Here is a 12,820-nt window from a genome sequence, read left to right on the forward strand (position 1 = left end):
TCACGCTATAAGGTCTCTTATGGCCTTTACGCATTTCTCAATATCTTGCTCGGTTGCACTCGCAAATCCGAGCACCAATCCTGACTCTGGCGTATCAGCAAAAAAGTGATCGCTTAGAGGTGCTGGCCCAAAACCCCGTTGGTACAGTGCTTTCGCCAGCTCGAGATCATCGGCCTGGCATTTTGTGACTAAGTGCATGCCAGCGCTTTCGGCAATGGGGGTGACAAGCCCGTTGAGCTGTTGTGCAATGGCCGCCATCAGTCTTTCCCATTTCTGTTTGTACAATTGCCTCATACGGCGTAAGTGCCTTTGAAACTGCCCGGTTTCGATAAACTCCGCCAGCACGGCTTGAATCAGCAAGGGGCTTTCGCCGCCGGAAACCCGTTTGCGAAATACCATGGGTTCGACCAGAGTCTCTGGTACAACGAGATAGCCAATCCGCATGGCGGGCAGTAAAGTCTTACTAAAACTGCCTACGTAGAGTACAGGCGCTTTGTCTTCCATACCTTGCATTGCTGCGAAAGGTTTGGAGGCAAATTGAAATTCGCTGTCGTAGTCATCTTCAATAATCCAGCTCTGTTGAGCCGTTGCCCAGCGAATGAGTTGCAGACGCTCTGCGATGTCCAGGCTGCCGCCCATTGGGTATTGATGGGTTGGGGTACAGTACAAGAGCTTTGCGGTGGCCGACGTCGTCAGTGCAGAGACATCAATCGCCTGATGCTTAAGGGGAATTGGCTTAAGCCGAACCTGCTTATCTTGGAAGACCCGGCGGGCACCGCGATACCCTGGGTTTTCCATAAGAACGTCGTCGCCCGCCTGCAGAAGAACATCGGCAATAATCGAGAGTGCCTGTTGGGCGCCCTGGGTAATGATGATCTGATCGAAGTGACAGCGCAGTCCCCGTGAAACCTGCAAGTAGTGCGCGAGTATCTGTCGTAGCGGTAAAAATCCCTGGCTGGAATCATAGCCCATAAGCGCGGTGCGGGATTCATGATGGTGCCAGACGCGATTCCAGGCTTTGATGGGAAAGGCGCTGAGATCGGGTAATCCGGGCGTGAACGGCAGTGTGTTGTCTTGATCGCTGGCCCAGGTTCCAACGGCGTTTTCCCCGGCGCGGTTTGGCGGCGGCCTTACCTGATCTTGTGATGCGCCAATGGGGGAGGGTTGCACCGAGCGAATATCGTGGTGAACAAATATTCCTCGTCCCGACTGCGACTGGACAAAGCCTTCTGCCTTTAATTGATCGTACACCGCCAGCACAGTATTGCGGCTGATGTTAACGTCTTCCGCCAATTGTCGGCTGGAGGGCAAACGGGTTGCTGCCGGGAGTCGTCCGCTCAGAATCATCTCAACCAACTGTCGATAGAGCTGCGGCTGCAGGGGCTGAGCTCTGTTCAACACAATGTCTTTCAACGCGGTCTGACGCACTTGCTGGTACCATGGCTTGTTACATTCTGGATCTTACCAGGGTATCAGTTTCAGGGTTCAATCGTGAAGTCCCAGGTGCTAACCACCTTTTTTGTTATCGATTGAGACAGAGATTATGAACGATGTAAACCCGCTGAGTTGTTGTCCTCGCAGTCAGGTTAAACGCGCCGCGCAACGTGCCAGTTATGAACGGGCTCCGGCTTATGCGCTCATCGACCAATTAAAAACCGGTCACATTGCCTTTGTTGAGGGTGGCGAGCCGCGCATTATCCCAATTACCTTGTGGCGACTGGACGACGATCTCTACGTTCATACCTTAAACGGAGGGCGGCTCTCAAAACAGATGGATCGTGGCGATATTTTGTGTGTTAGCTTTGCTCGTACCAACGAGTGGGTGCTCAGCAAATCCGCGTTTCACCACAGTGCCAATTACGAATCTGTCGTACTCTATTGCCGACCTGAGCGGGTAACGGATTCCGCCATGTTTGATCGCGCGTTTGAGGCTGTGATTGATCAGATAGAGCCCGGTCGCTGGGATAACGTAAGGCCACCCAATGAAAAGGAGCGCAAAGCGACAGCACTCTACAAACTCCCGATAGAAGAGGGCGCTTTCAAAACAAGGAGCGGCGGCCCCAAAGAAGAGCCTGAAGATTTATTGTTGCCGGTTTGGAATGGTGTCATTCCTGCTTAACCCTGCAGGCGTGGCTCAAAGAGTCCCTTTGAGCCACGCCATTTGCAGTTAATGATAGAGATTAGTCGGCAATTGATCCGCCACAGTCAACGCTGCCTAAATTTGAATTGGAGCTGTCTCTGATTCGGCAGTTGGCCGTGCCCCCGGAGCGTGCAATACCGCGACCGACGCTGACATCACTGCTTCCCTGAATATAGATGGCTTCACGATTGGAGCGGTGAGCATCAACTTTCGCAACACTGATGCCATTCGAACCGGATACGGTAAAAAAGCCACGGCCGGAATCACGGGAAAACACTTCATTAGCGCTGAGATTCGGACCTGCGTTATTTGCGAATCGCAATGTGGCATAACCACCAAATTGATCATTGCGATAGCCAGTGACATTGCCGATGGTGCCATTGCGACTTCTATTCACCAATAAGCCGCAACCGCCTGTATCATTGGCGCTGACATTGCCGATGGTAAAACCGTTTACATCCCAAAGTTCCAGTGCGTGGCCGCCTTGAACATCGGCTTCGATGTTGTTGATTGTCACGGAGAGATTTGCTGTGCCCTGATCAAAACGAATGCCACCAACGCTGTTGGGGTTGTTGACCATTTTAAAATTTTCAATGGTAAAGCTACTGCATCCTCGAGCAAAAAGCGCATAGCGAGGACTGCCGGTGACCGTGACATTTTTGATGACGACGCCGCGACGGTTCATACATCGAAACAGCCCGCTGTCTTGAATATTATCGCCATTGATGGTGCGCCCACCAAAATCATAGGTTTCATAGTCAAGCAAGCTAATGGAGGACGTAGGGTTACTGGGAATCGTACTGGTATCATACGCGTGGGATTGTGCTGCGTTGAGTGCCAAAAAGAAGATCGATGTGCTAATAATTTTCCGTAGATAGCGTTTGTTGTCCATATCGAAAACACCTGAGTAGATGGATTTTTATTGATTGTAAGCCTGCATATAACTTGCTGGCCGTCAGTTGGAGGCTTTGACTGAGCCGCGAATGTTGGACGCAGCAACCTCACGTTGAAGTTAGTCAAAATAAATCAATAGAAATTCCGTTGACCGGAACCGGTGTTTGTTTTTGTTTTATTTGGATCGGTGACTAATGACGGTGGTGTTTTACAATCGAAAGACTACGCATTTATTGTTATGGGCTACACATACAAGCTTCTGTTATTTTTTTCTAGGAAAATTGTTCCTTTTTAAAAATAAATTCAATTATGAACCAAAACAGCATTCAGCAAATCGACTTCGAGATGAGACAGCGTTTGGAAATCACGACTGATGCATTCTATGCGGCTATCAACGCTGTAGGTCAGTGTACGTTCGGTCAAGACACAGTCCGCTTTGTTGTATGCCGTCACGCCTTTCTCCGTTCGAAAAACACCTTTTACGCGTTCGGCGTCGACTCCCGATATAACGTTTGACAGTTTGTGGGCGTTAAAAACCCAGTCAGGATGAAAGATCCAGCCGCGGCTCACAAAACCCTCGCCTGCGTTATCAATACTGAGATAGCCCTGTTCAGGCAGATCCACAGGCAGTGACGTTAACGCATTATCGAGGGAATCTGTGTGATGGTGATGGTGATGGTGATGGTGATGGTGATGGTGATGGTGATGGACGTTCTGATATTCCCGAGCTTTTTGATTCAAAAGATAGGTTTTGATTACACCTTGTGAGGTGGGCAAGACCAGTTTTTGATGCAGGTTCATATGACTTTCCAGAAAATAAAGCAGATCTGGAAAGTCTTGGGGGGTGTAGAGGTCGCATTTGTTGGCGACGATAATATCGGCGATATCCAATTGCTTTAGAAACGTGGGATGTTCCGTATAGCGGGAATCGCTAACTTTGCGGGCGTCTACAAGTGTTATGGTCGCTCGCAAATCCAGTAGTTCGCGATAATAATCTGTCGTCAACAGAGCCATGACCTCATGAGGGTGGCCGAGACCGGTAGGCTCGATCAATAGTCGATTTGGTTTGGCTCGCGCCAGAAGCATATTTAAGGCAATCTGCATTGGCAATCCAGAGGCACAGCACATACAGCCTCCAGGTACTTCGCGGATAAAGATACCTTGCTCTTCGGTGTTGTTTCCTACAAGCATTTCCCCATCTATTCCGACTTCTCCAAATTCATTTACAAGGATCGCCCAACGTTCGTTTGAAGGCTTTTGATGCAGAAGATCGAGTATGGCAGTTGTCTTACCCACGCCGAGAAACCCGGTAATAATGTTGGTGGGAATAGCGGCCAGAGGAGGTGCTTTTTTCAATTTTTTTTTGAGCTTTTCATTGCGTTGAGTTTCGGATTGTTTCATCGTCTGGTGCCTTTTACGTTATGTTGAGATTGCATTCAAACGAGTGGCTAGGAATCAGTTAGAATGAAGGAGTACTCGGTGTGGCGACCCGTATAAAACAGAAATGTTGTACGGAGCCTAACTGGAAGTAGTTACAGTATGTTGGTTACTAAGTGTATTCATTGCAATTTACTCAATAGTAATAACGGGATCGCAGTGTGTTGTATTGCAAATTTTGTAATTTTTAAGATGACTAAACGCAATCAGAATGCTGCCAACCAGCGTTGTAACCTTTTCTCCGGTCTCGCCAATCAGGTCATGCCCCAAAACAGCGGATAGGCATATTATACCGAGCCCTGCTAGTCCAGTGGCCATAATTGACCAGCGCCGGTGTTTTCTGCAGCCTAGAATTAACGCTGCTAGACTGGTCGGTACGATAATAAATAACAGCCAGAAGTGAAATTCCTCGTCCGCCAGAAAGCCGATAGATAAAGACGGTAGTATGACGAGAAGAATTGGAAGTATTAGGCAATGCAGAGCGCAAAGGAAGGATATTCCGATGGCTAAGGAATCAAAACGGGAAGAAATGTGTTTCATTGGTATCATCCTTTTTAAGTCTTCTTGATACATTCATGGCAGAGACAGTGCATTTCCAGCTTTGGGCTCTGCAAAAGATAGCCGGTTTGTTCAACCTGCTGTTTTAATTGCTGAATGACGCGGTCGTTAATCGTAACTTCCATAGCATTGCCGCAGGAATAGCAGATTAAGAATTGCGGTGCGTACTGGTCAACGCAATCATTGGTGAGCGTGCGGGCTATATATTTTTGAGAGGAGTTGAGTTTATGTACGAAATGTCCTTCCTGAAGAAAGTTGAGGATCCGATATACTGAGATAGCCGGAAGTGTTAGAGAAAATTGTTGCTGACAATAGGTGATTAGTTCATAGGCCGACAAGGGTTTAGGAGACTGCAGTAGTGCGGTCAACACTAGGCGTCGTTTTTGTGTTAGCCGTCTGCCGCTTGCTCGACAGCTGTTGTCAGCGAAGTCGAGAATCTCCTGAATATTCAGCATCGTCGTTGTGTTAGAACCTTATCTGTGATTCGTCCGGTGTTAGCGTCGCAGCCCCCTGTATGCCGTTGACGATCCATTGAACTTGTAGTGTTTTCACTCCAGGAAAATCCTCAAACAGACGTGTCCGCAATTCAGTAACGGAACTTTCCGTTGGGCATTGATAGGTGTACGTTAATGTAATATCACTGTGTTCGTGTTCGTGTTCGTGTTCGTGTTCGTGTTCGTGTTCGTGTTCGTGTTCGTGTTCGTGTTCGTGTTCGTGTTCGTGTTCATGTTCTTCTGGATCGTCATGATCATGTTGCTCATGTGTATCCATCCCTCCCATATCGAGCGACTGCTGTTGTAGCTTGCAGCCACTTTGGGGGAAATCAAGTAACGACTCTTGTTCGAGTTGTCGTTGAACAGCGGCTACCGCTGCCCGCTCTGCTTCACTGGTCGGTTCGGATTCGAAACCCAACAAATTCATCGCCGGAGAATGCAATTCAACGATGAGATCTCTGTTGTCGAGAGCGACGAGCATTTCGGCAACTCCATGGACGTGGGGTTGCTGCGAGTGGTTTTCTGCAATTCCATTGGGAATGGCTAAAAATAGTGACAAACCAAAGATTGTCGCTGTTAATACAGAGGGTTTATTCATAATTCTGTTCCCAAGGGCTGTAAAACAGCCCAGAGGTTTCCTTGTTGATCAGTGTTTAACGATGCCTAAGGTTGCGGGAGATTCTTCTGCCTTGATGGGCGGTGTATCGTGCAGCATGAGCAGAGTGCCATCTTCCGGTGCCAGAACTTCCATCAGTGGGTCGCCGAAATAGTCGGTGACGACGCCGATTAAATCTCCTTTTTTCAATCGATCTCCAACGTGTCGCTTCGGTGTGAATATACCCGTGGCGTTACTTTTAACTGATTGCAAATGGCTATAGATGATTGCGTCCGAACTTTCTTCGGAAGAGGCCGTCAGCATATTTAGGTGTTCCATGGCACGTCTGCAGGCGATAACGGTCGCGTCCACAAACGAAGGGTCTCTGAGTGCGAGATGACCGATTTCAACGGTTAATGACGGTTTGCCTTGCAGTTGAGCGGTATTTGGATACGAGATCGAATTGGCTGGATCCTTGGGGCGCTCGTCATAGAGAACAACGTGTTTTAAGCCGGTGGCCTTGGCGAAAGCGAGTGTTTTGCTATCCAGCGGCTCTTCATAGAGAACCGGCGCGTACACATGAGGCAATAGCGATTGATAGGCGCTGCCCGAGTGTAAGTCGATTAAGTAATCGGTCACGGGAATAATGTTCTTGGTAATGTAATCCGCCAGTTGTTCGGTCGGGGTGCCTTGGGGATCTCCGGGAAATTCTCGGTTCAGATTTTTTTCGTCTTGCGGGTGCACCGCGATTCGACGCGCGTGAAAACCCGGCAGATTGGCGAGATGAACAAGCACCAGTGTGCCCCGTAGGCTCGCTGGATCAATGGTTTTTCGCAATTGTTGCAGGGCAAAAATGGAAGGGTATTCATCGCCATGAACGCCTGCTGTCAGGGTCAATACAGGACCTTCCTGACGGCCATGAATGACAGTGGTGGGGATTCCGTCACCAGGTGCAGGGAGCATAAATGAGCGGCTGTCGCCGGGTTCGATCGTCTCTGTGTCTATGGTAAACGGCTCTCGAGCTTCTGCGCTGGTTAGCCAAAACACCAGTACAGGTATCAGTGATAGAGATTTAATGCGTAACATCAATGGTCCGTTTTTAAAGAGTTAGTTGTTGGTTGGTAAGCTGGAATCTTGTCTAGCGTGGCACGATCAAACGTGGGGTTTTCGAACAGCAGTGGGTAATAGAATTCCCGCAGGCGCTGATGAAACTGCCGTACAGATCTTTCATAGCGTGCTGAAGCGGCGTAATCCGTTTGTGATAGGTTTGTCATCAGGTTGTTAAACAGTAGCGGTGGCGCGATTAGTCCAAGCCAATGCGCCGTACTTTCCTGTTGTTTAATTCCGTCGCGATACTGTTTAGATAGGTCGGCAACTTCTAGATCCCCCAATTGATGAAAGGCAAAATACCATTTCCATTCAAAGGGTTTTTCAATCGTTGCTTGCTCACGCCATTCTGGATATATCGTTAAAAATTTAGCCATTGTTTCAGGTTGGGGGTGATCCCAGCCGGCGTTTACCGCTTCTCGTTGCTGCAAGAGAATGTCGCCAGGTGCAGGAATGTCGCTGCTATTTATAATGGCAAGGCGACCCAACACAGGTACAGCAACAGCAACAAGAAACCAGACGCCAAGCAGTCTACACGCAGAGACTTCGGCTTTTGCTGAGCTTCGGGCAAACAGATAGATCACCAACGCCCACAGTGAGAGATAGGTGATGACCAATACGGAGGCGAGCAGCCAATCCATAACGGCAACGTGATTTAAAAGGCAGCCGATCCAGAAGGGGATGATGGCCGACCCACCTAACAGCCCTGTGAGAATTACCGCGCGTCTTAGCCAGAGCGAGTTTCCACCCGTTGCGACCAGCAGTAGAAGCTCTCGGTTGGTGCTGCGTTCCGATGCGCGAACATCGTGAATTAAAACAATCATCAGCAGAGGCAGTAAAAACGCAACGACAAAGGCAAAATCCAATTGCCCAATTTGCGCGAGCACCGGGTTGGAGACTTCCCGTTCGTAGATTTGACCTTCCAAGGCGAGCATACGAATACGATGTTGCCAGGGAAGCAGGTTGCGTTGTCCTAGCGCCGCAAAGGCGAGCGGATGTGGTCGGTCGTAGGTGTAGTGGAAACCATAGTAAGCGGAATAGCCCCAGTCATCATCGTGCGATTCCCAGGCATGAGACCGCTCTTTCTTATCGAGCTCGATAAGCTTGTCAATGGTCGCCTGTTGCTCCTGTACCTCGGTTGTACCTAGCCACACCGCACAGGAGGATAAAAGGAACGCCAAGACAAGCGTCAGTTTGACCGCGGTGCGTGAAAGTTGAAAGCGGCATTCATTCAAAAGATGTTGGGTCTTTGTACTCATGGCTGCAACCTCCTACCCGCGATAGCAAATAAGCCAAGGGAAATGGCCAGCCAGAGAATCAGACTCGCTAGGGCACCGTGAATATCACTGAGGCGAATCGAAACGCTTGCTGGCCTAAAGGTGAACTCGGGAAGAATTCGCCAGTTTGCGGCGTCAACGCGAGTTCGTTGCTCCGACTCATAGTTATTACTTTTTTGTCGATCGTCTTCGTAGTTCAGTTGCTCTGCATGAACCTGGTTCAGGCTTTGTACGAAGGTGAACCTGAGCTTTTCCGCTTCCCGCATAAACTTATGCTGATGATTTAAGTCTGTCGCAGACAGCGCCATGGAAACCTGGCGCAAGGCGGATGTCGGTGACAAGACTGCGAGTCGATCCAGCCAGCTGACTTGGGCCGTTTCACCTGCGTATTGCTGTTCGGCAAAATGATTTAGCTGATCGGTTAATTGAGATTCACCTTCCATGGCAGTGACGCCACGGATGTTCATGGGCAGTTGCGAGACATCGTCCACGCCATACTGTTCGAGAAGGCTGGCGATTAGGGCCGAGTAACCCGGATCTGATGAATTGTGTGCGTCCGGTGTTTGTTCTGCTGTCTGCATGGTAAGGTCAGTTTCGATTTTTCCCGGCATGGGGGCCAGTGCCGCAACACTGGTCGCTGATAGGCGTGGCAACGCCACAACCAAGAAAATCCAGGCCATAATCAATGTTGCCAAAGCGGTCGCTGAGCGCGAGGTTAATGCCGAGATGCTGGTGACGAGAAGACACCAAACCAGAAGATAGACCGCATAAAACAGCACAAGAAGAAGTAAGGCACCGATACTTGCGCCGTTAAATGCGACTAACGCTAATCCCAACATCACGAGAGGAATTAACAGCAGGATAGCGGCAGACATCAGCGCCAAGGCTTTACCCGCGAGTAATATCGGCGTTGATAAGCCGCTCGCTTGCAATTGCACCAAGGTTTGATTTTCTTTCTCTCGGGTGAGTCCGCTAAAGCCCAGTACGATGATGATCAGCGGTCCGAGAATCTGTAGCGCAAACGCGGGCGTCAAGTCGCCAAATCCTGTTAGAGAGCTCAGCTCTGTTGCGGGTGCAAACATAGCCGAGTTTTGTCGATGGCCTTCCAGAAAAATAACACTGCCGGTGTAGGCTGATATGCCTGAGTCGAGACTGGCAAGCGGCACCGGATTACGAAATGCGTAATGGCCGAAATGCACCATACGATGGGGATGGCGTGCTGGCTGGGCGAGGAAGGCCGCTTCGGCGGCGTCTTGAAATTGCTCCCGTGTTTCTTTTTCTGCCTGACCTTGAAACCAGGTGTTGACTGCGGCGCCTGTGAGAATCAAAAAGGCGATTGCAAAGGCCGAGGCAGAGAGCCGCGAACGCTTCCAATACAACCATTCTTCCCGAAGGATTAACGTCAGTATGCTCACGCAGCCTCCAGCGGGTTGAAGCTCGCCAGGAGGTCGCCAAGTTGAATTCTCTCCCCGGGGGCAGCGTTAAAGGTTTTCACCAGATGCCCATCCCGCAACAGTCCGATGTGATTGGCAGATTGGCAGGCGCCGTAAAGATCATGGGTGACCATGAGAATGGCGCACCCAGTCGATGCGAGTTCTGTCACCAAGCGATTGAAGTCGTTGATGGCGACAGGATCTAAACCCGACGTTGGCTCATCCAAAAGCAGAACGTTTGCTTTGCGCAAAATGGCCAGTGCAATGGCCGTTTTCTGGCGCATACCTTTCGAATAATCCTGAAGCCTTTTCTCTCGAGCTTCCTCGGGCAGAGCGACCCGGTTGAAAGCCATATCCATATCTTCCCAGGTGGTTTTAATGCCAGAAAGCCCAAGGAAATAACGCAAATTTTCATAGGCGTTCATATGGGTATACAGGTTTGCCGATTCCGGCAGATACGCCATATGTTGGCGAGCTTCTGCCGGGGCGTTGCTCACCGACTGGCCGAGTATTTTACAGTCACCACTGTCCGGGGTTAGAAAGCCCAGCAATGACAGCAGCGTGGTGGACTTGCCCGCGCCATTGCCGCCGAGCAGCGCGTAAACTTCACCTTCGGCAACGGAGAGGTTTAGGCCATTCAGAACCGTCTTGGAGCCACGGCGAACGACAAGTTGATGGATTTCAATGACAGACATCGTTACTTCCTAAAATGAAATCTTTGGTTAAAAGCTGACTTTGGCGCTGATGCGATAGGTCAATGGTGTTCCGGGTTGAACCCAGAGGCTCGAATAGGAATTGGGGTAGTAGGTTTTATCGAACAGGTTGTCGATGTGTGCCGATAAGGAAATGGCATCCGACAGTGTTACTTCTGTAAACAGGCTGGTGAGCGTGTACGAGGGCAGTTCAAAATCCGTACCTGTTTCCCCAAGCCGCTCACCCACATAATTGATGGTTGCACCGGACCTCAAAGGTAGTCCCGCCAGTTGATAGTCTCCAGATAACTGCACACTGGCAGCGTGTTCGGGCACGTTCAGTAAACGATCTCCGGACTCAACCAGTAAACCAAAATCTGGATCGAGCAAATCGTTGACGGTATAGGCATCGGTATAGCTGTACGACAGCCAGACATTGATGTTGTCGACAGGTTCGCCGAAAACGTCGACTTCAACACCACGGCTTCGGGCCTCACCGGAGGCGATGAGATAGCCAGAATTAACCGGGTCAGACGAGAGGATGTTTTTCTGTTCGATATAAAAAACACTGACATTCGCCGCCAATTCCCGTTCATCAGAAATCCATTTGACGCCCAGTTCAGTCGATTTGGATGTGTTTGGGTCGAAGGTGTTGCCGTTGAAGTCGGCACCACTCAGGGCTCGAAAGCCTTCACCGTATACGCCATAGGCGGATAGGGTTGGGCTGAATTTATACACGATTCCGAGCTGTGGGCTAACCCGTTCATCGTCCTGTTCACTGCGCGTGCTGCTGGCGCGATTGTTCATCTTTTGCTCGAAGCGGTCGTAGCGCGCGCCTAGGCGCAGATCCAGTTGGTCTGTCAGGCTAATTTGATCCTGAAAATAAATGGCATTGGACTCTTGCACCTCGACCCTGTCGGTCAATGGATCGGGCGTCGGCAGGGAATAATTACCGTAAACAGGCTCAAAAATATCGATGGCTTGCAGTTCTTCCAGAGATGGATTGCTCGATAGGGATGGCGCTCTTGCCCTGAGCTGAATTTGATCGTTCTCGAAACGGTCTGTATCCACACCAATGATGATTCGGTGTTGCAAGCCAGCGATGTCTAGATTGCCGCTGAATTCTGCACGTAACATCCAGTGGTCGGCGGTGTAATCCCGATAGCGTCGTTGACGGGTGAGTGTGCGGCCGTCTTCCAATAGCAATTGGCGGCTGGATGACAGTTCCGGTTCGGTGGAATAGCCTTTGATTTGGGAGTTGCGATAGTTTGCGCCTGCAAGAAAGCTCCAGTCGGGTGATATATCGTATTGCCATTCAAGTTGGTGACCGGTGACACTCGCTTCGATATCACCATCGCCAGGCTCTCCTAAGAAACGGCTGTCTGGAATGACGCCGAGATCGCCGTCGACAGAAACCACGCCTCGATCAAAGGGCACTTTTGATCGTGAGTATTCGAGTTCATAGATCAGCGTGCTGGCGTCACTGAGTTGCCAGGCAACGGAAGGGTAGAAGCCTTGTTTGCTGGATTCGATGGTATCGCGAAAGCTCTCCGATTCTTCCGCAAAACCAACCAAGCGATAGCCAAGGCGATCACTGACTGCGTGGTTCCAATCGACATCGGTGCGATAGTCATCGTAGCGTCCCGCAGAGACCTGTAAATCGCCCTCGGTAGTTGCATAGGGGCGCTTGCTGATCAGGTTGACGGTACCGCCGGGTTCGCCTCGACCGTAGAGTGCTGCACGGGGGCCTTTTAAGACTTCGACCGATTCAATGCCCGCCAGGTCTTTCGGACCACCAAAGCCGCGACCCGCGTTAAACCCGTTGATGAGATAGTTACTGGGTAAGTTGGCATCACCAATAAATCCTCTTACCGCAAAGCTGTTCCAGAGACCGCCGAAATTATTTTGGCGCGCCACAGAGCTGGAGAGATCCAGCGCATCATTGAGGTTCAGGGCACCGCTGTTTTGCAGGATATCTTCGGGGATGATCAAATCGGTGGCTGGTGTTTCCAAAAGCGAGAAGTCGCCTCGGTAAGCGCGTTTGCGATCGACGACGAGAACTTCTTCTAGGGTTTCTGAGCGAGGCTTGGATGCGGTTTCTGCCAGTCCGATGGCGGGTAACAGAGTGATCGACGTTGCAATGGTCAGAGGCAAACTCCGATAGAGAGGGGGAATCCTGTTCATGTTGTCCTT

At 50.2% G+C, this 12,820-nt stretch carries 12 protein-coding genes; 1 reads left to right on the plus strand and 11 read right to left on the minus strand.

Features of this window, described 5'->3' with window-relative positions; translation table 11 throughout:
• Entirely contained in the window at positions 1-1,401 is a 1,401-nt protein-coding gene (gene pdxR / locus ACXAFR_RS18215; RefSeq protein ID WP_475179298.1) for a MocR-like pyridoxine biosynthesis transcription factor PdxR, read from the minus strand.
• Between the two features lie 142 nt (positions 1,402-1,543).
• Between pdxR and ACXAFR_RS18220 the strand changes: the two genes are divergently transcribed.
• Positions 1,544-2,119: a pyridoxamine 5'-phosphate oxidase family protein gene (locus tag ACXAFR_RS18220; protein WP_475179300.1), complete on the plus strand. Its 576-nt coding sequence runs from the start codon at positions 1,544-1,546 to the stop codon at positions 2,117-2,119.
• Positions 2,120-2,180: 61 nt separating this feature from the next.
• Here the strand turns inward: ACXAFR_RS18220 and ACXAFR_RS18225 are convergent, their stop codons facing one another.
• From ACXAFR_RS18225 to ACXAFR_RS18270, 10 genes are all read right to left on the minus strand, one after another.
• On the minus strand, positions 2,181-3,032 hold the full coding sequence (locus ACXAFR_RS18225) for a right-handed parallel beta-helix repeat-containing protein (RefSeq protein WP_475179302.1): 852 nt from the start codon (positions 3,030-3,032) through the stop codon (positions 2,181-2,183).
• A gap of 305 nt (positions 3,033-3,337) precedes the next feature.
• Complete coding sequence (locus ACXAFR_RS18230; RefSeq protein WP_475179305.1) at positions 3,338-4,435, minus strand: CobW family GTP-binding protein; 1,098 nt, start codon at positions 4,433-4,435, stop codon at positions 3,338-3,340.
• 168 nt (positions 4,436-4,603) lie between these two features.
• On the minus strand, positions 4,604-5,011 hold the full coding sequence (locus ACXAFR_RS18235; RefSeq protein WP_475179308.1) for a MerC domain-containing protein: 408 nt from the start codon (positions 5,009-5,011) through the stop codon (positions 4,604-4,606).
• A gap of 14 nt (positions 5,012-5,025) precedes the next feature.
• Entirely contained in the window at positions 5,026-5,484 is a 459-nt protein-coding gene (locus ACXAFR_RS18240; protein WP_475179309.1) for a Fur family transcriptional regulator, read from the minus strand.
• 10 nt (positions 5,485-5,494) lie between these two features.
• Entirely contained in the window at positions 5,495-6,121 is a 627-nt protein-coding gene (locus tag ACXAFR_RS18245) for a ZrgA family zinc uptake protein (protein WP_475179311.1), read from the minus strand.
• 48 nt (positions 6,122-6,169) lie between these two features.
• Positions 6,170-7,204: a succinylglutamate desuccinylase/aspartoacylase family protein gene (locus tag ACXAFR_RS18250; protein WP_475179314.1), complete on the minus strand. Its 1,035-nt coding sequence runs from the start codon at positions 7,202-7,204 to the stop codon at positions 6,170-6,172.
• Positions 7,204-8,484, minus strand: coding sequence for a DUF3526 domain-containing protein (locus ACXAFR_RS18255; protein ID WP_475179317.1), 1,281 nt, complete (start codon positions 8,482-8,484; stop codon positions 7,204-7,206). Before ACXAFR_RS18255 ends, ACXAFR_RS18250 begins: the two co-directional genes overlap by 1 nt.
• The gene (locus tag ACXAFR_RS18260) at positions 8,481-9,917 is read right to left on the minus strand and encodes a DUF3526 domain-containing protein (protein WP_475179319.1); all 1,437 of its coding nucleotides are present in this window, start codon (positions 9,915-9,917) and stop codon (positions 8,481-8,483) included. The genes ACXAFR_RS18255 and ACXAFR_RS18260 overlap by 4 nt, the downstream gene beginning before the upstream one ends.
• Complete coding sequence (locus ACXAFR_RS18265; RefSeq protein WP_475179322.1) at positions 9,914-10,630, minus strand: ABC transporter ATP-binding protein; 717 nt, start codon at positions 10,628-10,630, stop codon at positions 9,914-9,916. Before ACXAFR_RS18265 ends, ACXAFR_RS18260 begins: the two co-directional genes overlap by 4 nt.
• A gap of 27 nt (positions 10,631-10,657) precedes the next feature.
• Entirely contained in the window at positions 10,658-12,811 is a 2,154-nt protein-coding gene (locus tag ACXAFR_RS18270) for a TonB-dependent siderophore receptor (protein WP_475179323.1), read from the minus strand.
• Between the last annotated feature and the right edge of the window lie 9 nt (positions 12,812-12,820).

It is taken from the genome of Pseudomaricurvus sp. ABR4_320 (genome assembly GCF_056159445.1).